Source organism: Micromonospora sp. L5 (genome assembly GCF_000177655.2).
In the GTDB taxonomy this organism is placed as follows: domain Bacteria; phylum Actinomycetota; class Actinomycetes; order Mycobacteriales; family Micromonosporaceae; genus Micromonospora; species Micromonospora aurantiaca.
Genome location: NC_014815.1, coordinates 6,398,176 through 6,423,380, shown reverse-complemented (window position 1 = coordinate 6,423,380; position 25,205 = coordinate 6,398,176). Strand labels below are relative to the sequence as shown.

2 protein-coding genes are annotated in these 25,205 nt (G+C 75.5%); both read left to right on the top strand.

Annotated elements, in window-relative coordinates; genetic code table 11:
* The first annotated feature begins 43 nt into the window (after positions 1-43).
* Entirely contained in the window at positions 44-14,164 is a 14,121-nt protein-coding gene (locus tag ML5_RS29300; RefSeq protein ID WP_013477273.1) for a type I polyketide synthase, read from the top strand.
* Positions 14,165-14,211: 47 nt separating this feature from the next.
* Complete coding sequence (locus tag ML5_RS29295) at positions 14,212-25,161, top strand: type I polyketide synthase (protein ID WP_013477272.1); 10,950 nt, start codon at positions 14,212-14,214, stop codon at positions 25,159-25,161.
* Positions 25,162-25,205: the final 44 nt, after the last annotated feature.

Genomic DNA, 25,205 nt, shown 5'->3' with positions numbered 1-25,205 from the left:
CCAGCCGCAACGACATCGGCATGCCGAGTGAGGTAGGTCCACGGTGAGCAACGAGGACGAGAAGTACGTCGAGTACCTGAAGCGTACGACCTCGGAGCTGCGGCGTACCCGGCGTCGGCTGCGCGAGCTGGAGGCCCGCGACGCCGAGCCCGTCGCCATCGTGGCGATGAGCTGCCGTTACCCCGGCGGGGTCGACAGCCCCGAGGCGCTGTGGCAGCTCGTGCACGACGGCGGCGACGGGATCGGGCCGTTCCCCGCCGACCGGGGCTGGGACCTGGAGAGCCTCTTCCACCCCGACCCCGACCACCCGGGCACCAGCTACGTGCGCGAGGGCGGCTTCGTCTACTCCGCCGCCGACTTCGACGCCGACCTGTTCGGCATCTCGCCCCGCGAGGCCGTCGCCATGGACCCGCAGCAGCGGCTGCTGCTGGAGACGTCCTGGGAGGCGTTCGAGCGGGCCGGGCTGCCGCTGCCGGCCGTCCGGGGCAGCCGCACCGGCGTCTTCGTCGGGGCGTCGTCGCACGGCTACGACGGCATGATGGCGCAGGCCGAGAACGGCGAGGGGCACCTGCTCACCGGCAACGCCACGAGCGTCATCTCCGGCCGCGTCGCGTACACGCTCGGGCTGGAGGGGCCGGCGGTCACAGTCGACACCGCCTGCTCGTCCTCGCTCGTCGCCCTTCACCTGGCCGCGCAGGCCCTGCGCAACGGCGACTGCGAGCTGGCCCTCGCGGGCGGCGTGACGGTGATGCCCACCCCGGCGGTCTTCGTCGGCTTCAGCCGGCAGCGCGGCCTCGCCGCCGACGGCCGGTGCAAGGCGTTCGCCGCCGGCGCGGACGGCACCTCGTGGTCCGAGGGCATCGGCATGCTGCTGCTCACCCGGCTCTCCGACGCGCAGCGGCACGGCCACCCGGTGCTCGCCGTGATACGCGGCAGCGCGGTCAACCAGGACGGCGCGTCCAACGGGCTCAGCGCCCCGCACGGCCCCTCCCAGGTGCGCGTCATCCGCCAGGCCCTGGGCAACGCCCGCCTCACGCCCGAGCAGGTGGACGTGGTGGAGGCGCACGGTACGGGCACCCGGCTCGGCGACCCGATCGAGGCGCAGGCGCTGCTGGCCACGTACGGGCAGGACCGCGACGAGGCCGCGCCACTGCTGCTCGGGTCGGTCAAGTCGAACATCGGGCACACGCAGGCCGCCGCCGGCGTGGCCGGTGTGATCAAGATGGTGATGGCGATGCGGCACGGCGTGGTGCCGCCCACCCTGCACGTCGACGAGCCGTCCCCGCACATCGACTGGACCGCCGGGGCGGTCACCCTCGCCACCGCCGCGACGCCCTGGCCCGCCGTGGACCGGCCGCGCCGGGCCGCCGTGTCGTCGTTCGGCGTGTCCGGCACCAACGCGCACACCATCATCGAGCAGGCCCCGGCTCCCGCCGAGGCCGAGGCCGAGCCGACCACGCCGCAGGCCCGCACGGTGGCCCCCGTGCTGCTCTCCGCCCGCTCCGACGCCGCGCTCGCCGCGCAGGCCGGCCGCTGGGCCGCCCGGTTCGCCGCCGACGAGACCCTCCGCCCGCTCGACGTGGCCTTCTCGTCGGTCACCTCCCGCTCCACCCTGGACCGTCGGGCCGTGCTGTCCGCGACCGGCCGCGACGACCTGCTCGCGGGGCTGCGCGCCCTTGCCGCCGGGGAACCGGCCGGTACCGTCGTGACCGGTGCCGGGGCGCCGCGCGGCCAGCTCGCGGTGCTCTTCTCGGGTCAGGGCGCGCAGCGCGCCGGCATGGGCCGGGAGTTGTACGCCGAGTTCCCCGTGTTCGCCGCCGCCCTCGACGAGGTGTGCGGGCACCTGGACCGAGCCCTGCCGCGCCCCCTGCGTGAGGTGCTCTTCGCCGCCGAGGGCTCGGCCGACGCCGGCCTGCTGGACCAGACGGTGTTCACGCAGGCCGGTCTGTTCGCGGTCGAGGTGGCGTTGTTCCGGCTGGTGGAGTCCTTCGGCGTCGCCCCCGACCTGGTCGGCGGTCATTCGATCGGCGAGGTCACGGCCGCGTACGTGGCCGGGGTGCTGTCGCTGGAGCACGCCTGCGCGCTGGTGACGGCGCGGGGCCGGTTGATGCAGGCGCTGCCCGCCGGGGGTGGGATGCTGGCCGTCGCGGCCACCGAGGCCGAGGTGGCGGCCACGCTGGACGGCCTGGCCGACGTGGGGATCGCGGCGGTCAACGGTCCGCAGGCCGTCGTGGTCTCCGGCGCCGTCGAGGCCCTCGACGAGGTGGAGCGGGTCTGGCGTGAGCGGGGCGTACGCACCCGCCGCCTCACCGTCAGCCACGCGTTCCACAGCCCGCTGATGGAGCCGATGCTCGCCCGGTTCCGCGCGGTGCTCGACAAGCTCACCTTCGCCGCGCCGTCGCTGCCGGTGGTGTCGAACGTGACCGGTGCGCTGGCCGACGCCGACGAGATCCGCACCGCCGACTACTGGGTGCGTCACGTCCGCGAGGCCGTCCGCTTCGCCGACGGGGTCGCTGCGCTGCGCGCCGCCGGGGCGGACACGTTCCTGGAGGTCGGGCCGCGCAGCGTACTGACCGCGATGGTCGGCGACGCCCTGTCGGACGGGGCCGGCGTGCTCGCCGTGCCGGCGCAGCGCGGGGACCGGCCCGAGGCGCACGGGCTGCTGGCCGGGCTGGCGGAGCTGCACGTGCGCGGGGTTGCGGTCGACTGGCTGCAGTGGTTCGCCGAGACCGGCGCGCGGCGGGTGGACCTGCCCACGTACGCCTTCCAGCACCAGCGCTACTGGCCCGAGGCCGGCGGCACCGCCGTGACGGCCGCGCCGGGCGACGCCGCCGAGGGGGACTTCTGGGCGGCCGTGGAGCGCGGCGACCTGACCGGGGTCGCCGCCCACCTGGCCGTGCAGGACGACCCCGCCGCGGTCGAGGCCCTCGCCCCGGCCGTACCGGTGCTGTCGTCGTGGCGACGGGCCCGGCAGCGCGACGCAGTGGTGGACGGCTGGACGTACCGGATCGACTGGGAGCCGGTACGCCCCGCCGCCGCGCCCGCGCTGACCGGCCGCTGGCTGGTCGTCACCGCCGACGCCGACGACGCCGGGGCGGCCGGCACGCTGACCGGCGCGGGCGCCCACGTCGACACGCTCACCGTCGCCCCCGGCGTCGACCGTGCCGAGCTGACCGGGCTGCTGCGCGGCCACGGCGAGCAGGGCTGGACCGGCGTGCTCTGCGTGCTCCCCGCGACCGACCGGGCGCTGCCGGCCGCCCCGGCCGTCTCCGTCGGCGCCGCGCTGCTGCTCACCCTCACCCAGGCGCTCGCCGACGCCGGCCTGCCCGGCCGGCTCTGGTGCCTCACCCGGGGCGCCGTGCGCGTCGGGGCCGGCGAGACCCTCACCGACCCCTGGCCCGCCCTGGCCTGGGGCCTGGGCCGGGTCGTCGCGCTCGAACAGCCCGACCGCTGGGGCGGCCTGATCGACCTGCCCGTCCGCGCCGAGCGCACCGCGGCGGACGCGCTGCTCGCCGTCCTCGCCGACGCCGGCCACGACCAGGTGGCGATCCGCCCGCAGGGCATCTTCGGCCGGCGGCTGGTGCCGGCCGCGCCGCCCGCGGGTGCGGGTTGGCGGCCTGCCGGGACGGTGCTGGTGACCGGCGGTACGGGTGCCCTGGGCCGGCACGTGGCGCGCTGGTTGCTGGCGAACGGGGCGGCCGAGGTGGTGCTGGCCTCGCGGCGGGGTCCGGCGGCTCCGGGCGCGGCCGAGCTGGTCGACGAGTCGGTCGCGGTACGGGTGGTGGCGTGCGACGTCACCGATCGGGCGGCCGTCGACGCCCTCGTGGCCGGCCTGCCGGAGTTGACCGCCGTCGTGCACACCGCCGGCGTGATCGACGACGGCGTCCTCGACGGGCTCGACCTGGGCCGGATGCAGACCGTCCTCGACGGCAAGGTCCGCGCCGCCCAGGTGCTGCACGAGGCCACCGCCCACCGCGACCTCGACGCGTTCGTGCTCTTCTCCTCCCTCGCCGGGATCATCGGCAGCGCCGGACAGGGCAACTACGCGGCGGCCAACGCCTATCTCGACGCGTTCGCGGCCTGGCGACGCGACCAGGGCCTGCCCGGCACCGCCATCGCCTGGGGCGCCTGGGCCGAGGACGGCATGGCCGCCGCGCTGACCGCCCGGCTCGCCCGGGGCGGCGTCGACGCGCTCCCCACCGCCGAGGCCGTCACCGCCCTCGGCCGGCTGGTCAACACCGCCGAGCCGGCCGTCACCGTCGCCGCCGTCGACTGGGGCCGCCTCGCCGCCTCCTGGGGCCGCCCGACGCCACTGATCGCCGCCCTGCGCGGGGTGCCCGCCGTGCCCACCGGCCCCGCCCGCGCCGTGGTGGTCGGCCGGTCCCTGCCGCAGCTCGCCGACCTCGTACGCACCCAGGCCGCCGTCGTGCTCGGCTACCCGGCCGGCCGGCCGCTGCCCGAGCGCACCTTCCGCGACCTCGGCTTCGACTCGCTCACCGCCGTCGAGCTGCGCAACCGGCTCACCGCCGAGACCGGTATGACCCTGCCCGCCACGCTGGTCTTCGACCACCCCACGGTCGCCGAACTCGCCGCCCACCTGCACGGCCTCACCGCCGGGCACACCACCGGCGAGGTGGTCGCCGACGGCACCGGCCGCGACCGCGAACCGATCGCCATCGTCGCCATGAGCTGCCGCTTCCCCGGCGGGGTCACCTCGCCCGAGCAGCTCTGGGACCTGCTGGCCAACGGCACCGACGCGCTGAGCCTGATGCCCGGCGAGCGCGGCTGGAACCTCGCCGAGCTGTACCACCCCGACCCCGAGCACCTCGGCACCAGCTACGTCCGGGAGGGCGGCTTCGTCGCCGGAGCCGGCGAGTTCGACCCGGCTTTCTTCGGCATCAGCCCCCGCGAGGCCCTCGCCATGGACCCGCAGCAGCGGCTGCTGCTGGAGACCACCTGGGAGGCGTTCGAGCGGGCCCGGATCGACCCGACCGCCCTGCGCGGCAGCCGCACCGGCGTGTACGTCGGCACCAACGGCCAGGACTACGGCTCGCTGCTGATGGCGACCGGGGACGTCGACGAGAACTACCTCGCCACCGGCACCTCCGCCAGCGTCATCTCCGGCCGGCTGGCGTACACCTTCGGGCTGCACGGCCCGGCCGTCACCGTCGACACGGCCTGCTCGTCGTCGCTGGTCGCGATGCACCTGGCCGCGCAGGCCCTTCAGACGGGCGAGTGTGACCTGGCCCTGGCCGGCGGCGCCACCGTGATGGCCACCCCCGGCATCTTCGTCGGCTTCTCCCGCCAGCGTGGCCTCGCCGCCGACGGCCGGTGCAAGCCGTTCGCCGGAGCCGCGGACGGCACCGGCTGGGGCGAGGGCGTCGGCCTGCTGGTGCTCCAGCGGCTCTCCGACGCCCGCCGCGACGGCAACCCGGTCCTCGCCGTGCTGCGCGGCAGCGCCGTCAACCAGGACGGCGCCTCCAACGGTCTCACCGCACCCAACGGCCCCGCCCAGCAGCGGGTGATCCGGCAGGCCCTCGCCAATGCCGGACTCACCGCCGAGCAGGTGGACGCCGTCGAGGCGCACGGCACCGGCACCACCCTCGGTGACCCGATCGAGGCGCAGGCCCTCATCGCCACGTACGGCCAGGACCGGCCCGCGGACCGGCCGCTCTGGCTCGGCTCGATCAAGTCGAACATCGGGCACACCCAGGCCGCCGCCGGCGTCGCCGGGGTGATGAAGATGGTCCTGGCCATGCGGCACGGGGTGCTGCCGCCCACCCTGCACGTGGACGAGCCCACCCCGCACGTCGACTGGACCGCCGGCAGCGTCGAGCTGCTCACCTCCGCCCGGCCGTGGGAGCCGGCCGACGGGGTACGCCGCGCCGCCGTCTCCTCGTTCGGGATCAGCGGCACCAACGTGCACACCATCCTCGAACAGGCCCCCGCCGACGAGCCGGAGCCCGGACCGGCAGCCGACGTGCCGACCGGGGAACTGCCCTGGGTCCTCTCCGGGCGCACCGTCGACGCCCTCACCGCCCGCAGCCGGGACCTGCGCGAGCACCTCGGCACAGTGGACGACGACGCGCTCGCCGACGTCGGCTGGTCGCTGGCCGCCACCCGCGCGTCGCACGACCACCGGGCCGTCGTCTTCGCCGCCGACCGCGACGAACTGGCCGCGTCCCTCGACGCGCTCGCCGCCGGCCGGCCCGGCCCGCAGACCGTCACCCGCGTCCCCGGCACGCCGGGCGAGGTCGCGTTCGTCTTCCCGGGCCAGGGCTCGCAGTGGGCCGGGATGGCCGCCGAGCTGCTCGACACCGCCCCCGTCTTCGCGGAGACGTTCGCCGCCTGCGCCGAGGCGCTGCGCCCGTACGTCGACTGGTCACCGACCGACGTGGTGCGCGGCGCGCCCGACGCCCCGTCGCTGGAGCGCGTCGACGTCGTGCAGCCCACCCTGTTCGCGGTCAGCGTCTCGCTCGCCGCGCTCTGGGAGTCGTACGGGGTGCGCCCCGCAGCCGTCGTCGGGCACTCCCAGGGCGAGATCGCCGCCGCGTACGTCGCCGGTGGCCTCACCCTCGACGACGCGGCGGCCGTGGTCGCGCTGCGCAGCCGGATCATCGCCGGCATCGCCGGGGACGGCGGCATGGTCTCGGTCGCCACCACCGCCGACGAGGCCACCGCGACGATCGCCCGCTGGGCCGGCCGCATCGCCCTGGCCGCCGTCAACGGACCCACCTCCGTCGTGGTCTCCGGCGACGGCGCCGCCCTCGACGAGTTCGTCGCCCACTACGAGTCCCGCGAGGTGCGGGTGCGCCGCGTGCCCGTGGACTACGCCTCCCACTCCGCCCACGTCGAGCAGCTGCGCGAGCAGCTCCTGGAACTGCTCGCCGGGCTGCGGCCCCGCACCGGCGAGGTCCGGTTCCGCTCCACAGTCGAGGGCGACTGGCTCGACACCGCCGCCCTCGACGCCGACTACTGGTACCGCAACCTGCGGCAGACCGTCCGCTTCGACGAGGCGGTACGCAGCCTCGTCACCGCCGGCTACCAGACCTTCGTCGAGGTCAGCGCCCACCCCGTGCTGACCATGGCCGTGCAGGAGAGCGTCGAGCTGGCCGCCGCCGACCCGGACGCGGTCACCGTCACCGGCAGCCTGCGCCGGGGCGAGGGCGGCCTTGGCCGCTTCCTGCGCGCCCTGGCCGAGGTCTGGGCCGGGGGTACGGCCGTGGACTGGCGGCCCGCCTTCGCCGGCCTCGCCGGGCGTCGTCTCGACCTGCCCACGTATCCGTTCCAGCGGCAGCTCTACTGGCCGCAGCCGTCAACCGCGCCCGCCCCCGCGGCCGCCGGTCCCGTGGCCGACGACGAGGTCGACGCCCGGTTCTGGGCGGCCGTCGAGGCGGAGGACCTGACCGCGCTCACGGCCGAACTCTCCGCCACGGCCGAGTCGCGGCCCGTCCCGGAGACGGCGTTCGCCGACGTGCTGCCGGTGCTCGCCGCCTGGCGTCGCCGGCACCGCGACCAGGCCACCGTGGACTCCTGGCGGTACCGGGACAACTGGACGCCCGTCGCTCCCGACGCCTCCGGCGAGCCGGCCGCCACCGGCACCTGGTGGCTGCTCACCGGCCCCGACGACACCGGCGCGGCCGAGGCCGACTTCTGCACCGACGCATTGCGGCGGCACGGCGGCACCGTCGTACCGCTGGCGCTGGACGCCGACCGCACGGACCGCGCGGCGCTCGCCGCTCGGCTGCGCGACCTCGCCGACGGCGGCCCTCGCCCCGCCGGGATCGTGTCGCTGCTGCCGCTCGACGAGACGCCCGCCCCGGCGCACCAGTCGGTGCCGGTCGGTTTCGCCGGCACCGTCACCCTCGTGCAGGCGCTCGGCGACGCCGGAGTCCGCGCGCCGCTGTGGTGCCTCACCCGGGGTGCCGTCGCCACCGGCCCGGCCGACCCGCTGCCGCACCCGCTCCAGCAGCTCACCTGGGGCTTCGGCCGGGTCGCCGCACTCGAACACCCGGACCGCTGGGGCGGCCTCGTGGACCTGCCCGACGAACTCGACGACGCGGCCGGCCGACGGCTGGTCCGTGTCCTCGCCGGCGCCGACGGTGAGGACCAGGTCGCGCTGCGGTGGGCCGGCGCGTTCGGCCGGCGACTGCTGCACGCCCCGCTCGGCGACGCCCCCGCCCCGCGCACCTGGCGACCGTCGGGCACCGCCCTGGTCACCGGCGGCACCGGCGCGCTCGGCGGACACATGGCCCGCTGGCTCGCCGCCAGCGGCGCCGCGCACCTGGTGCTGGTCAGCCGGCGCGGCCGGCAGGCCGAGGGCATCGCCGACCTCGAGGCCGAGCTGGTCGCACTGGGCGCCCGGGTCACCGTCGCCGCCTGCGACGCCGCCGACCGGTCGGCGCTCGCCGCCGTCCTCGCCGACCTGCCGCCCGAGCACCCGCTGACCACAGTCGTGCACACCGCCGCCGTCCTCGACGACTCGGTGATCAACTCGCTGACCCTGGAGCAGGTCGACTACGCGCTCAGCGCGAAGGTCACGACCGCGCTGAACCTGCACGAGCTGACCCGCGAGCTGGACCTCGACGCGTTCATCCTGTTCTCGTCGATGGCCGGCACCGTCGGCAGCTCCGGCGTGGGCAACTACGCCCCCGGCAACGCGTTCCTCAACGCCCTCGCCGAGCACCGCCGTGCCCTCGGCCTGCCCGCCACCTCCATCGGCTGGGGCGCCTGGGGCGGCGGTGGCATGGCCGACGGCGAGTTCGGCCGGATGCTGCACCGCCACGGCGCGCCCGAGATGCCCCCGCGGCTCGCCGTGGCGGCCCTGCACCAGGCCGTCGAGCACGACGAGACCTTCCTGACCATCTCGAACATCGCCTGGGACCGGTTCTTCGTCGCGTTCACCGCCACCCGTCCCGGTCCGCTGATCTCGGAGATCCCCGAGGCGCAGCGGTTGCAGGCCACCAAGGGCCTCGCCGAGACGAAGGAGACCGGCGAGGCCGGCCCCGCCGGCGCGTTCACCCGGATGAGCGCCGCCGAGCGCCAGCAGGCGCTGCTCGATCTGGTCCGCGACCAGGCGGCCGCAGTCCTCAAGTACGCCGACGGCCAGGCCGTCGACCCGCACCACGCGTTCCGGGACCTCGGCTTCGACTCGGTGACGGCGGTGGAGCTGCGTAACCGGCTCGCCACCGCCACCTCGCTGCGGCTGCCGGTGACCCTGGTCTTCGACTACCCGTCGCCGACCGCGCTCGCCCGGCACCTGCACGAGGAGTTGGGCGGCGAGGCCGCCGTGGCCGTCGAGGCCGCCCCGGTGACGCTCGGCGACGACGAGCCGGTGGCCATCGTCGCCATGTCCTGCCGCTTCCCCGGCGGGGCGAACGACCCCGAGCGGTTCTGGCAGATGCTGCACGCCGGCCGTGACGCCGTGTCCGACCTACCCGGCGATCGGGGTTGGGACGTCGAGAAGCTCTACGACCCCGACCCCTATTCCACCGGCACCTCATACGTCCGCAGCGGCGCCTTCCTCTACGAGGCGGCGGAGTTTGATGCCGGTTTCTTCGGGATTTCCCCCCGTGAGGCCTTGGCGATGGACCCGCAGCAGCGGTTGTTGCTGGAGGTTTCGTGGGAGGCGGTCGAGCGGGCAGGGGTTGAGCCTGGGGTTCTTCGGGGTTCGCGAACAGGGGTGTTCGTGGGCACGAATGGTCAGGACTATGGGGCCCTGCTGATGGTGGCGGGGGACGAGGTGGAGGGCTTCGCGGGCACGGGGAACGCCGCGAGTGTGGTGTCGGGTCGGGTGGCGTACGCGTTGGGGTTGGAGGGGCCGGCGGTGTCGGTGGACACGGCGTGTTCGTCGTCGCTTGTGGCGTTGCACCTGGCGGTGCAGTCGCTGCGGCGTGGCGAGTGCGACCTGGCCCTGGCCGGCGGCGTGACTGTGATGGCGACGCCCGGGCTGTTCGTGGAGTTCTCCCGGCAGCGGGGCCTGGCGGCCGACGGCCGGTGCAAGGCGTTCGCGGCGGGTGCCGACGGCACGGGCTGGGGCGAGGGTGTTGGTGTGCTGGTGGTGGAGCGGTTGTCGGACGCGCGGCGTAACGGTCATGAGGTGCTGGCGATCGTGCGGGGCAGTGCGGTCAATCAGGATGGTGCGTCGAACGGGCTGACGGCCCCGAACGGTCCGTCGCAGCAGCGGGTGATCCGGCAGGCGCTGGCGTCGGCCCGCCTCACCACGGCCGACGTGGACGTGGTCGAGGCGCACGGCACGGGCACCACCCTCGGTGACCCGATCGAGGCGCAGGCCCTGCTCGCCACGTACGGGCAGGAGCGCGACGAGCCGCTGCTGCTCGGCTCCGTGAAGTCGAACATCGGCCACACCCAGGCCGCCGCCGGCGTCGCCGGTGTGATCAAGATGGTGCTGGCGATGCGCGAGGGCGTGGTCCCCGCGACGCTGCACGTGGACGAGCCGTCCCCGCACATCGACTGGAACTCCGGGGCCGTCGAGCTGGCGATCGAGTCGCGGCCGTGGCCGGCCGTGGGCCGGGCGCGCCGGTCGGCGGTGTCCTCGTTCGGCATCTCCGGCACCAACGCCCACGTCATCATCGAACTGCCCGAGGACCTCCCCGCCGAGAGCGTGGAGCCCGACGGCGAGGCCGCCGAGGATCGCAGCCCGGGGCTCGTGGCCTCCGACGTCGTCGTCTGGACGGTGTCGGGGCGGTCGAAGGGCGCGCTGGCCGGTCAGGCCGCTCGCCTGGCCCAGCACGTCCGCGCGCACGCCGACCTCGACGCGGCGGCGTTGGGCTGGTCCCTCGCCGCCACCCGGTCGACGTTCGACCAGCGGGCCGCCGTCGTCGGGGCCACCGTGGCCGAGTTGCTGGCGGGGCTCGACGCCCTGTCCGCCGGCGCGCCGGCGGGGAACCTCGTCACGGGTACGGCCTCCGGAACCGGTGCGGTGTTCGTGTTCCCGGGCCAGGGTGCGCAGTCGGCGCGGATGGCGGCCGGTCTCGTCGGTCGTACGCCGGTGTTCGACGCGCGTCTGGCGGAGTGCCAGCGGGCCCTGGCGCCGTACCTGGATGTCGATCTCGTGTCGGTGTTGACCGGCGACGACGAGTCGTGGCTGGAGCGGGTGGAGGTCGTGCAGCCGGTGTTGTGGGCCGTCGGTGTGGCCCTGGCGGCGGTGTGGCAGCACGCCGGGGTCACCCCGGCGGCGGTGGTCGGTCACTCGCAGGGCGAGATCGGCGCGGCGTGTGTGGCCGGGATCCTCAGCCTGGAGGACGCGGCGAAGGCGGTCGCGTTGCGGTCGCGGGCGCTGACGGTGCTGCGGGGCACCGGCACGATGGCGTCGGTGGACCTGTCGGCGGAGGCGGTGGCCGAGCGGCTCGGGGAATTCCCCGGGGTGGGCGTTGCGGCGGTGAACGGTCCGTCGACGGTGGTGGTGTCGGGTCCGCCGCAGCCGGTCGCCGACCTGGTGGAGGCGTGTCAGGCCGACGGGGTGCGGGCCCGCCTGATCCCGGTGGACTACGCGTCGCACTCCGTGGCGGTGCAGGACGTCGCGGAGCAGTTGCGCGCCGACCTGGCCGACGTGACGCCGCGACAGGGCAACGTCCGGCTCGTCTCCACCCTCACCGGGGACTGGGTGGACCCGGCGTCGATGACGGCGGACTACTGGTACGACAACCTGCGGCAGACCGTCCAGTTCGAGGCCGCCGTCCGGGTGGCCGTCGAGGCGGGTCACACGACGTTCGTGGAGATCTCCCCGCATCCGGTGCTGGCGATGCCGGTCACGGCGATCCTGGACGACGCCGGCGCGACCGGGCACGTGCTGGGCAGCCTGCGGCGCGGTGACGACGACGCGACGCGGCTGCTGACGAATCTCGCGACCGCCCACACGATCGGCCTGCCCGTCGACCTGACGGCCGTACTCGCCGAGACCGGCACCGTCGCACTGCCCACGTACGCCTTCGACCGCAGCCGCTTCTGGCCGACCGCGGCGACCCGGCAGGACGACACCGAGGAGACCTCGAGCGGCGTCGACTCCGCGTTCTGGGCGGCCGTCGAGAGCGAGGACCTGGCCGCGCTCGCGGAACTCACCGAGCAGGACGCGACGGAATCCCTGGAACGGCTGGGCGCGGCCCTGCCCGTGCTCGCCTCCTGGCGACGCCAGCAGCGCAACCGCTCCGCCCTGGACGACCTGCGCTACCGCAGCGTCTGGCAGCCGTACACCGGGACGCCCGTCAGCTTCCTCCCCGGCGCCTGGTGGGTGATCGCCGACGCACGGCACCCGGAGGAGGGCGAGGCCGCCGTCGCCGAGCTGTCCCGCCGGGGCGCCGATGTCCGGCTGGTGTCGCTGCCGGAGAACCTGACCGACCGCGCCGCCCTCACCGCGCACCTGAACGGTGTCACCCGTACCTCCGACGGCGGGCCGGCCCCGGTCGACGGGGTGCTGTCCCTGCTCGCCCTCGCCGACGGCGCGGTCGACGACACCCAGCCGGTGCCGCCGTTCCTCGCCCGGTCGCTCGCGCTGATCCAGGCGCTCGGCGACCTCGACGTCGCCGCGCCACTGTGGTGCGTCACCCGGGGCGCGGCCGGCACCACCCGGGGCGCGGCACCCGGCCGACCGGAGCAGTCGCTGCTCTGGGGCCTCGGCCGGGTCGTGGCCCTCGAACACCCCGAGCGGTGGGGCGGCCTGGTCGACGTACCGGCCACCCTGGACGACCACGGCTGGGACCTGCTCTGCGCCGCCCTCGCCGGACTCGACGGCGAGGACCAGCTCGCGGTCGACGGCGCTACCATCCTGGTACGCCGGCTGGTGCGCTCGCCCGGCGGCGAGGCGCCCGCCGACGACGCCGGCTACCCGGGCACGACGCTGGTCACCGGCGGCACCGGCGCGCTCGGCGCGGAGGTGGCCCGCTGGCTGGCCGCCCGGGGCGCCGAGCACCTGATGCTCGTCAGCCGCCGTGGCGCGGACGCCCCCGGCGCCGCCGAACTCGTCCGCGAGCTGACCGGGGCGGGCACCCGGGTGACCGTCGCGGCCTGCGACGTGGCCGACCGGGCCGCGCTGGCCAAGCTGCTCGACGAGGTACCCGCCGACGCGCCGCTGACCAGCGTCGTGCACGCGGCCGGCGTCCTCGAGGACGGGGTGCTCGACGGGCTCACCGCCGACCGCCTCGCCACCGTCCTGCGCCCCAAGGTGCTCGGTGCCCTGCACCTGCACGAGCTGACCGTCGGGCGGGAACTGCGCGCGTTCGTGCTGTTCTCCGCGCTGGCCGGGCAGCTCGGCGCCGCCGGTCAGGGCAGCTACGCCGCCGCCAACGCCTACCTCGACGCCCTCGCCGAGCAGCGGCACCGGCAGGGCCTGCCGGCCACCTCGGTCGCCTGGGGCCCCTGGGCGGCCGGCGGGATGGCCACCACCGACCCTGCCGTGGAGGAGCGCCGCCGGCGTACCGGCGTGGCCCGCCTCGACACCGCGCCCGCGCTCACGGCGCTCGCGCAGTGCGTCGCGCGGGGCGAGCCGGCGACGATGGTGGCCGGCATCGACTGGGCCCGTTACGTGCCCGGCTTCGTCGCCGTGCGGCCCAGCCCGCTCATCGCGGGCGTGGCCGAGGCGCGGCGGGCCGTCGCCGAGCGGGCCGAGGACACCGGCGTCTCCGCGGAGTCCCTGGCCGCCCTGCTCGCCGGGCAGACCGACGCCGAACGACGCAAGACCCTGCTGGAGCTGGTACGCGGGCAGGCCGCCGCGGTGCTCGGCCACGCCTCGATGGACGCCGTCGAGCCGGACCGGGCGTTCCGCGAACTCGGCTTCGACTCGCTGACCGCCGTGGAGCTGCGCAACCGGCTCACCGCGGCGACCGGCGTCCGGCTGCCCGCCACGGTCGTCTTCGACTATCCGACCGCCGCCGGGCTGGCCGAGTACGTGCGGGCCGCCGTCGTCGACGGCGGGGTGGTCGGGGTCGCACCGGTCTTCGGCGAGCTGGACAGGTTGGAAGCGGCGCTCTCCGGCTCGGCGCCGGACCGCAGCGCCCGAATTCGGATCACCGAGCGGCTGCGGGCGCTGCTGGCCTCCCTCAACGAGGCCGACGCCCCGGCGGACGGCGACACCGTCGCCGAGAAGCTCCAGGACGCGACGCCGGACGAGGTCTTCGACTTCATCGACCGCGAGCTGGGGATGTCCTGACGTGATCGCTGCTGCGACGACGGGTCAACACAAGGAGTGCGCGGTCCATGGCTGACGAGGCGAAGCTTCTCGACTACCTCAAGCGGGTCACCGCTGACCTGCACCAGGTGCGCCAGCGCCTGCGCGAGGTGGAAGCCGGTGAACAGGAACCGGTCGCCATCGTCTCCATGAGCTGCCGCTTCCCGGGCGGGGTGCGCTCGCCCGAGGACCTGTGGGAGGTGGTCGCGTCCGGCCGGGACGTGGTCTCCGACTTCCCGACCGACCGCGGCTGGGACGTCGGGTCGCTCTACGACAGCGACCCCGAGCAGGCCGGTACGTCGTACACGCGGCAGGGTGGCTTCGTCCACGACCTGGCCGACTTCGACCCGGGCTTCTTCGCGATCTCCCCCCGGGAGGCGCTGGCGATGGACCCGCAGCAGCGCTGGCTGCTGGAGACCTCGTGGGAGGCACTGGAGCGGGCCGGCATCGACCCGCACTCGCTGCGCGGCAGCCGCACTGGCGTCTTCGCCGGCAGCACCGGCCAGGACTACGGCACCGTGCTGATGGGTGCCGCGCAGGGCCTCGAGGGGCACCTGATGACCGGCAACGCCGGCAGCGTGGTCTCCGGCCGGATCGCGTACACCTTCGGGTTGGAGGGGCCGGCCGTCACCATCGACACCGCCTGCTCGTCCTCCCTGGTCGCCCTGCACCTCGCGGGCCAGGCGCTGCGGCAGCAGGAGTGCACCCTGGCCATCGTCGCCGGCGTCACCGCCATGTGCACCCCGGCCGCCTTCGTCGAGTTCTCCCGGCAGCGCGGCCTCGCCGCCGACGGCCGGTGCAAGGCGTTCGCCGCCGCCGCCGACGGGACCGGCTGGTCCGAGGGCGTCGGCGTCCTGGTGCTGGAACGGCTCTCGGACGCGCAGCGCAACGGTCACCCCATCCTCGCCGTGGTACGGGGCAGCGCGGTGAACCAGGACGGCGCCTCCAACGGGCTGAGCGCCCCGAACGGACCGTCGCAGCAGCGGGTGATCCAGCAGGCCCTGGCCAACGCCGGCCTCGCCGCCGGCGGCGTGGACGTGGTGGAGGCGCACGGCACCGGCACCCGTCTCGGCGACCCGATCGAGGCGCAGGCGCTGCTGGCCACGTACGGACAGGAGCGGGGGGACTCCGCGCCGCTGCTGCTCGGCTCGGTCAAGTCGAACATCGGCCATGCGCAGGCGGCCGCCGGGGTGGCCGGCGTCATCAAGATGGTCATGGCGATGCGGCACGGCGTCGTACCGCCCACCCTGCACGTCGACGAGCCGACGCCCGAGGTCGACTGGTCGGCCGGCGACGTCTCGCTGGTGACCGAGGCGACGCCGTGGCCGGCGGTGGACCGGCCGCGCCGCTCGGCGGTCTCCTCGTTCGGGGTGTCCGGCACCAACGCGCACACCATCCTGGAGCAGGCCCCGGCACCGCAGCCGGCCCCGTCGGCCACCGCGCCGGTGGTCGAGCGGCCGGTCGTACCGGTGCCGGTGTCGGCCCGGGACGCTGCCGGCCTCGCCGCGCAGGCGGCCCGCTGGGCGGCCCGGATCGCCGCCGACGAGACCCTGCGCCCCCTGGATGTGGCCTTCTCGTCGGTCACCTCCCGGTCCACCCTGGACCACCGCGCCGTGGTCCACGCGACCGGCCGCGAGGACCTGCTGGCCGGGCTGCGCGCCCTCGCCGCCGGTCAGCCGTCCGGCGCGGTCGTCGCCGGGCAGGCCGGCGGCCGGGGCTCGCTCGCGGTGCTCTTCTCCGGCCAGGGCGCGCAGCGCGCCGGCATGGGCCGGGAGCTGTACGTGGGCTTCCCGGTGTTCGCCGCCACGCTGGACGAGGTGTGCGTGTACCTGGACGCGCTGCTGCCGCGTCCGCTGCGGGAGGTGCTGTTCGCGCTGGAGGGTTCCGCCGAGGCGGCTCTGCTGGACCAGACGGTGTTCACGCAGGCGGGCCTGTTCGCCGTCGAGGTGGCGCTGTTCCGCCTCGTCGAGTCGCTCGGCATCGCGCCGGAGTTCGTGGGCGGTCACTCGATCGGTGAGGTGACGGCCGCGTACGTGGCGGGGGTGCTGTCGCTGGCCGACGCGTGTGCGCTGGTGGCGGCGCGGGGCCGGCTGATGCAGGCCCTGCCGGCCGGTGGCGGCATGCTCGCGGTGGCCGCCGACGAGGTGGCGGTGGTCGAGTCGATCGCCGGCTCGACCGACCGGGTCGGGATCGCGGCCGTCAACGGGCCGACCTCGGTCGTGGTCTCCGGTGCCGTCGACGCCCTCGACGAGGTGGAGCGGGTCTGGCGTGAGCGGGGCGTGCGTACGCGCCGGCTGACCGTCAGCCACGCGTTCCACAGTCCGCTGATGGAGCCGATGCTCGCCGAGTTCCGCGCCGTCCTCGACGGGTTGACGTTCTCCGCGCCGTCGCTGCCGGTGGTGTCGAACGTGACCGGTGCGCTGGCCGACGCCGACGAGATCCGTACGGCCGACTACTGGGTGCGCCACGTCCGCGAGGCCGTCCGCTTCGCCGACGGGGTCACCGCGCTGCGCGCCGCCGGGGCGGACACGTTCCTGGAGGTCGGGCCGCGCAGCGTCCTGACCGCGATGGTCGGCGAGATCCTGCCCGCCGACGACGCCGTGCTGGCCGTCGCCGCGCAGCGCAAGGACCGGCCCGAGGTGCACGGGCTGCTGGCCGGGCTGGCGGAGCTGCACGTGCACGGGGTTGCGGTCGACTGGCGGCAGTGGTTCGCCGAGACCGGCGCCCGGCGGGTGGACCTGCCCACGTACGCCTTCCAGCACCAGCGCTACTGGCCCGAGGCGGGCGCCGGGTGGACCGGCGACGTCACCGCGGTCGGCCTGCGCCCCGCGCAACACCCCCTGCTCGGAGCCGCCGTCGGCGTCGCGCACGCCGAGGGCTTCCTCTTCACCGGCCGGCTGGCCCGGCGTACCCACCCGTGGATCTGCGACCACGTCGTCTTCGACACCGTGCTGCTGCCGGGCACGGGTTTCGTCGAACTCGCCCTCCAGGCGGGTGGGCACGTCGGCGCGGACCACGTCCGCGAACTGACCCTGGAGTCGCCGCTGATCCTGCCGGAGACCGGGGGCGTGGACATCCAGCTCTGGATCGGCCCGGCGGACGAGACCGGGTGCCGTTCCGTGTCGCTGCACTCCGCGCAGGACGGCGAGCCGACCGAGGGCACGGGTGAGCGGGCCTGGACCCGCAACGCCAGCGGCGTGCTGGCCAGCGGCCCGGCCGTGCCGAGCGGTCCCGCCGGCTGGTCCGACCTGACCACCTGGCCGCCGCCGGGCGCGACCGAGGTCGGCACCGACGACCTCTACCTGAACCTCGCCGCCCAGGGTTACGACTACGGCCCGTCGTTCATCGCCCTGCGCTCCGCCTGGCGGCGCGGCGACGACCTCTTCGCCGAGCTGGCGCTGCCCGAGGCCCCCGCCGCCGAGGCCGCCGGGTACGGCCTGCACCCGGCCCTGCTCGACGCGGCGCTGCACACCCTCGGCCTGACCACGCCGGCCGGGGAGCCCTCCGGGGCGGGCATGCCCCCCGGATTCGGCCGCCTGCCGTTCTCCTGGAACGACGTCGCCCTGCACGGCGCCGGGGCCGCGGCGGCCCGCGTCCGGGTCTCGCACACCGGCCCCGACAGCATCTCGCTGCTGCTCACCGACGTCACCGGCGCGCCGGTCATCTCCGTCGGCTCCCTCGTCCTGCGGCCGGTCTCCGCCGACCAGCTCCGCACCGCCTCCGGCGGCGGCACCGAGTCGCTGTTCCGGGTCGAGTGGGCCCCGCTCGCGCTTCCCGCCGGCCCGTCCACGGTCGACTGGGCGGTGCTCGGCGACGCCGCGGCGCTCACCGACGCGGTCGCCGCCACCGGCACGGCCGTGGCGGCGTACCCCGACCTGGCGGCCCTGGCCACGGCGATGGACGGCGGGACGGACGCGCCCGGCGTGCTGGTCCTGCCGTTGCTCGACCCGCCCGCGTCGGCGGACGTGCCGCGCGCCGTCGCCGAGGCGACCCACCGGGTGCTCGCCGTGCTCCAGCAGTTCCTCGCCGAGGAGCGCTACGCGGTGTCCCGACTGGTGGTGCTGACCTCGGGCGCGGTCGCCACCGACCGGGACACCGACCTGACGGACCTGGCCGGCGCCGCCGTGATCGGCCTGCTGCGCTCCGCCCAGTCGGAGAACCCCGACCGGTTCGTGCTGGTGGACGTCGACGACGTGGCCGGCTGCGCCGCCGCGCTCGTCCCGGCCGTCGCGACCGACGAGCCGCAGGTCGTGATCCGCGCGGGCGTCGCCGCCGGCGCCCGGCTCACCCGGGGCGCCGCCCCGACCGAACCGCCGGCAGCCCCGTTCGACTCCGACGGCACCGTCCTGATCACCGGCGCCACCGGCACCCTCGGCCGGCTGATGAGCCGGCACCTGGTCAGCACGTACGGCGTCCGGCGCCTGATCCTCACCAGCCGGCGCGGCCGCGCCGCCGAGGGTGTCGCGGAGCTCTGCGCCGAGTTGGAGGCGCTCGGCGTGCGCGTCACCGTCGCCGCCTGCGACGTCGCCGACCGTGGCGCCGTGGCCGAGCTGCTGGCCGGCATCCCGGCGGAGCACCCGCTGACCGCAGTCATCCACGCCGCCGGCGTCCGTGACGACGGCGTCATCTCCTCGCTCACCCCCGAGCGGATGGACGGCGTGCTGCGGCCCAAGGTCGACGCCGCCTGGCACCTGCACGAGCTGACCGCCGACCTCGAACTGAAGGCGTTCGTCTCGTACTCCTCGCTGGCCGCCACCGCCGGTGGCCCGGGCCAGGGCAACTACGCCGCCGCCAACGCGTTCCTCGACGGGCTGGCCCAGCACCGCAAGGCGCGCGGCCTCGCCGCCCTCACCCTCGCCTGGGGCCTCTGGGCCGACCGCAGCGGCATGACCACCGAGCTGGACGACGTCCACCTCAACCGGATCTCCCGCTCCGGCGTCGCCGCCATGGAGGCCGAGGAGGGGCTCGCCCTCTTCGACGCGGCCTGCCGCACCACCGACGCCGCGCTCGTCCCGGCCCGGCTGGATCTCGCCGCGATGAAGGTGCAGTTCGCCGGCGGGACCATCCCGCCGCTGTACCGGGCGCTGATCCGCACGCCCGCCCGCGCCGCCGCGGCCAGCACCGGCGCGTCGCTGGTGCAGCAGCTCGCCGGGCTCGGCGACGCCGAGCGGGCCGCCGCGCTGGTCGAGATCGTCCGGGGCCAGGCCGCCGCCGTGCTCGGCTACCCCGACCCGGCGGCCATCGAGCCGCGCCGGGCGTTCAGCGAGTTCGGCTTCGACTCGCTCACCGCCGTCGAGATGCGCAACCGGCTCAACAACGCCTTCGGGATGCGGCTGCCGGCCACCCTCGTCTTCGACTACCCGACCCCGCACGACCTGGCGGCCTTCCTGGGTACGGAGATCGCCGGCACCCCGGTTCCCGTGCGACCCACGACGACCGCCGTGTCGGTCGGCGACGACGAGCCCCTCGCGATCATCGGCATGGCCTGCCGGCTGCCCGGCGGCGTGTGGTCGCCCGACGACCTGTGGCGGCTGGTGGTCGACGGCGTGGACGCGATCAGCGACCTGCCCACCGACCGTGGCTGGGACCTCGACAGCCTCTACAGCCCCGACCCCGACGCCCCCGGCACCTTCTACGCCCGCGGCGGCGGCTTCCTCAGCGGCGTCGACAGGTTCGACCCCAACTTCTTCGGCATCTCGCCCCGCGAGGCCCTGGCCATGGACCCGCAGCAGCGACTGCTGCTGGAGACCACCTGGGAGTCCTTCGAGTCCGCCGGCATCGACCCCACCGACGTACGGGGCAGCAGCACCGGCGTCTTCGTCGGCACCAGCGGCCAGGACTACGGCTCGCTGCTCGCGTACTCGCCGGAGGCCGCCGAGGGCTACATGCTGACCGGGATGACCAGCAGCGTCATCTCCGGCCGGGTCGCCTACACGTTCGGGCTGGAGGGGCCGGCGGTGTCGCTGGACACGGCCTGCTCGTCGTCGCTGGTGGCGCTGCACTGGGCCGGCCAGGCGCTGCGGCGCGGCGAGTGCGACATGGCCCTCGCCGGCGGTGTCATGGTGATGGCCACCCCGACCGCCTTCGTCGAGTTCTCCCGGCAGCGCGGCCTGGCCGCCGACGGCCGGTGCAAGTCGTTCGCCGCGTCCGCCGACGGCACCGGCTGGTCCGAGGGCGTCGGCATGCTGCTCGTGCAGCGGCTCTCCGACGCCCGCCGGCAGGGCCGCACCGTCTACGCGGTGGTGCGCGGCTCGGCGATCAACTCCGACGGCGCCTCCAACGGGCTGACCGCCCCGAACGGCCCCTCGCAGCAGCGGGTGATCCGGCAGGCGCTGGCGTCGGCCCGCCTCACCACGGCCGACGTCGACGTGGTCGAGGCGCACGGCACGGGCACCACCCTCGGCGACCCGATCGAGGCGCAGGCCCTGCTCGCCACGTACGGGCGGGAGCGGCCCGCCGACCGGCCCCTGCTGCTCGGCTCGATCAAGTCGAACATCGGCCACGCCCAGGCCGCCGCCGGTGTGGCCGGCGTGATCAAGATGGTGCAGGCCATCCGGCACGGCCTCGTCCCGGCGACGCTGCACGTGGACGAGCCGTCCCCGCACATCGACTGGACCTCCGGTGCGGTGGAGCTGGCGACGCAGTCGCGGCCCTGGCCGGCGGTGGACCGGCCGCGCCGGGCGGCGGTGTCGTCGTTCGGCATCTCCGGCACCAACGCCCACGTCATCATCGAGCAGGCCGACGAACTGTCCGTGGCACCGGCCGAGCCCGGCCCCGGGCTCGTGGCCTCCGACGCGGTGCTGTGGCCGCTGTCGGGACGGTCGAAGGGCGCCCTGGCCGGCCAGGCGGCCCGTCTCGCGGAGTACGTGCGTGAGCGCGGCGACATCGACGCGGCGGCGGTGGGCTGGTCCCTGGCTACGACCCGGTCGGCGTTCGGTCACCGTGCCGCTGTCGTCGGGTCGGGCACGGAGGAGTTGCTGGCGGGGCTGGACGCGGTGGCGTCCGGGACGCCGGCCGGCAACGTCGTCGCCGACACCACCACGTCCCACGGCGCGGGCCCGGTGTTCGTGTTCCCGGGCCAGGGCGCGCAGTCGGCGCGGATGGCTGCCGGTCTCGTCGGTCGTACGCCAGTGTTCGACGCGCGTCTGGCGGAGTGTCAGCGGGCCCTGGCCCCGTACCTCGATGTCGATCTCGTGTCGGTGTTGACCGGCGAGGACGAGTCGTGGCTGGAGCGGGTCGAGGTGGTGCAGCCGGTGCTGTGGGCCGTCGGTGTGGCTCTGGCGGCGGTGTGGCAGTACGCCGGGGTCACCCCGGCTGCGGTGATCGGTCATTCGCAGGGTGAGATCGGGGCCGCGTGTGTGGCCGGGATCCTCAGCATCGAGGATGCGGCGAAGGCCGTGGCCCTGCGGTCGCGGGCGCTGACGGTGCTGCGGGGCACCGGCACGATGGCGTCGGTCGACCTGTCGGCGGAGTCGGTGGCCGAGCGGCTGCCGGCGTTCCCGGGCGTCGGTGTCGCGGCGGTCAACGGCCCGTCCACCGTCGTGGTCTCGGGTCCGCCGCAGCCGGTCGCCGACCTCGTGGAGGCGTGCCAGGCCGACGGCGTTCGGGCCCGCTTGATCCCGGTCGACTACGCGTCGCATTCGGCGGCCGTGCAGGACGTCGCCGAGCAGTTGCGCGCCGACCTGGCCGACGTGACGCCGCAGCCGGGCCACACCCGCCTCGTGTCGACGCTCACCGGGGACTGGGTGGACCCGGCGTCGATGACGGCGGACTACTGGTATGAGAACCTGCGGCAGACGGTGCAGTTCGACGCGGCGGTGCGGGTGGCTGTCGCCGCCGGGCACACCACGTTCGTGGAGATCTCTCCGCACCCGGTGTTGGCGATGCCGGTCACGGCGATCCTGGACGACGCCGGCGTGAGCGGGCACACGCTGGGCAGTCTGCGCCGCGGTGACGACGACGCGACGCGGCTGCTGACGAACCTCGCCACCGCGCACACGATCGGTCTGCCCGTCGACCTGACGGCCGTACTCGCCGAGACCGACACCGTCGCACTGCCCACGTACGCCTTCGACCACCAGCGGTACTGGGTCGAGCCGCCGGTGCACCGGGCGCAGGACGTCGCCTCCGCCGGCCTCCAGGACGCCGGGCACCCGCTGCTCAGCGCCGCGCTGACCTTCCCCGACAGCGAGCGGATGGTCTTCACCGGGCGGCTGTCGGTGCGTACCCACCCGTGGCTCGGCGAGCACCGGGTGATGGACAACATCCTGCTGCCCGGCACCGCCTTCGTCGAACTGGCCACGTACGCCGGTGAGCAGGCCGGCTGCCCGACGGTGGAGGAGCTGACCCTGCTCGCCCCGCTCGTCCTGCCCGAACTCGGCGCGCTCCAGGTGCAGCTGACGGTCGGCGACCGGGACGACGACGGGCGGCGTACCGTCCAGCTCTACTCCCGGCCCTACCGGGACGGCTCGGACGAGATCCTCGCCGACGTCGCCTGGACCTGCCACGCCACCGGTCTGCTCGGCCCGCAGCCGGCCGACGCCGCGCCCGCCTTCGACCTAGGGGTCTGGCCGCCGCCCGGCGCGACACGCGTCGAGTCCGACGACTTCTACTCCGGTATCGAGGCGACCGTCTTCGGCTACGGACCGGCGTTCCGTGGCCTGCGCGCCGCGTGGACCCGCGACGACGAGGTCTTCGCCGAGGTCGAGCTGCCCGCCGACCACCACGCCACGGCCGGCCGCTTCGGCGTGCACCCGGCACTGCTGGACGGCGCGCTGCAGGCCATGTCGATCGGCGGCTTCCTCGGCCGGATGGGCGACGGCGCCGACGCCAGCGTGCCCCGTCTGCCGTTCGCCTGGACCGGGGTCTCCCTGCTCGCCGCCGGGGCCACCGCCCTGCGCGTACGCGTCGCCGCGGCCGGCGAGGTCGGCGTCTCCTTCCAGGTGGCCGACGCCACCGGCGCCCCGGTGCTGCACGTCGACTCGCTGATCATGCGCCGCGTCTCCGGGGACTCCCTCGGCGCGGCCCGCTCCGGCCGGCACGAGTCGCTGTTCCAGGTGGACTGGCCGGTGCTGCCGGTGCCAACCGGCCCCGTGCCGGCGGCCACCCGCTGGGTGGCGCTCGGCGACGACCTGGCGCTCAGCGCCGCCTGCGAGGCGGCCGGTGCCCGGGTGCGTACCGACGTCGGGCTCGACTCGCTGGGCGACCTGCTCGCCGGGGGTGAGCCGACGCCCGAGGCGGTGATCGTCCCGGTCGGCGACGCCGGGGACCCGACGGACCCGGAGCTTGCCGCACAGGCGCGGGCCACCACGCACCGTACGCTCGCCGCGTTGCGGACCTGGCTCGCCGACGACCGGTTCGCCGACTCGCGGCTGGTGCTCGTCACCCGGAACGCGGTCGCGGCAGGGGAGCAAAAGCCGGTGAACCTGCGCCAGGCCCCCGTCTGGGGCCTGCTGCGCACCGCCCAGCTCGAACACCCGGGCCGGTGCCAGCTCGTCGACCTCGACGACGCCCCGGACAGCGCCGCCGCGGTGGCCGCCGCCATCGCCTCCGGCGAGCCGCAGCTCGCCGTGCGCGACGGGCAGGTCCGCACGCCACGGCTCGGCCGGGTTCCGGCCGCCGTCGAGCCGCTGCCCGGCGGGATCGACCCGGCCGGCACCGTGCTGATCACCGGCGGCACCGGCGTGCTGGGCCGCATCCTGGCCCGCCACCTCGCCACCAGCCACGGCGTACGGCACCTGCTGCTGGCCGGGCGGCGCGGCGCGGCGGCCGAGGGGATCGGCGACCTGGTCACCGAACTCGCCGGCACCGGTACGGAGGTGGCCGTCGTGGCCTGCGACGCCGCCGACCCCGAGGCCCTGTCGGCGCTGCTGGCCGGGGTGCCTGCGGCGCACCCGCTCACCGCCGTGGTGCACGCCGCCGGCGTCCTCGACGACGGCGTGCTGGAGTCGATGACCCCCGACCGGGTGGACGCGGTCGCCGTGCCGAAGATCGACGCCGCCTGGCACCTGCACCGCCTCACGGCCGACGCGAACCTCGCGGCCTTCGTCCTGTTCTCCTCGGCGGCGGCCACGCTGGGCAGCGCCGGCCAGTCCAACTACGCGGCGTCGAACGCCTTCCTCGACGCCCTCGCGGCGCACCGCCGGGCACGTGGGCTCGCCGGCAACTCGCTCGCCTGGGGCCTGTGGGAGCAGGCCAGCGGCATGACGGGTCACCTCGGCGACGACGACGTGCGACGGATGGCCGAGCAGGGCGCCGTCGGCCTGGCCACCGAGCAGGCGCTGAATCTCTTCGACGCCGCGTGGCGGCTCGACGCGGCGGCCGTCCTGCCGATGCGCCTGGACGTCGGGACGCTGCGCGGGCAGGCGGAGGGCGGCACCCTCGCGCCCATCCTCCGGGCCCTGGTCCGGGTGCCGCTGCGGCGCTCCGTGGACGCCACCGGTGCCCGCTCCGGCGGGGTCCAACTCGGCCAGCGGCTCGCCGGACTGGCCGCCCCGGAGCGGCTCAAGGTGGTGCTCGACGTGGTACGGGCGAACATCGCCGCCGTCCTCGGCCACGCCGGCCCTGACGCGGTCGACCCGAACCGGCTCTTCACCGACCTGGGCTTCGACTCACTCACCGCCGTCGACCTGCGCAACCGGCTCAACAACCTGTCCGGCCTGCGGCTGCCGGCGACGCTCGTCTTCGACTACCCGACGCCGACGGCGCTCGCCGAGAAGCTGACAAGCGAGATCGCCGCCGACGCGGCGCCCTCCACCCAACCGCTCTTCCAGGGCATCGACACGGTGGAGAGCCTGCTCACCGCCATCCCGCTCGACCCGGCGGCCCGCGCCCGGTTCACCGCCCGGATGCAGGACCTGCTCGCCAAGGCGTCCGACCTTGCGGCCGGGCCCTCCGTCGAACCGGACCGGCCAGACCTCGACTCGGCCAGCGACGACGAGATCTTCGACTTCATCAGCAAAGAGTTTGGAATCTCCTGAGATGACCAACCTTCGGATCGAGGCAGGGGCCACCCGATGAGCGA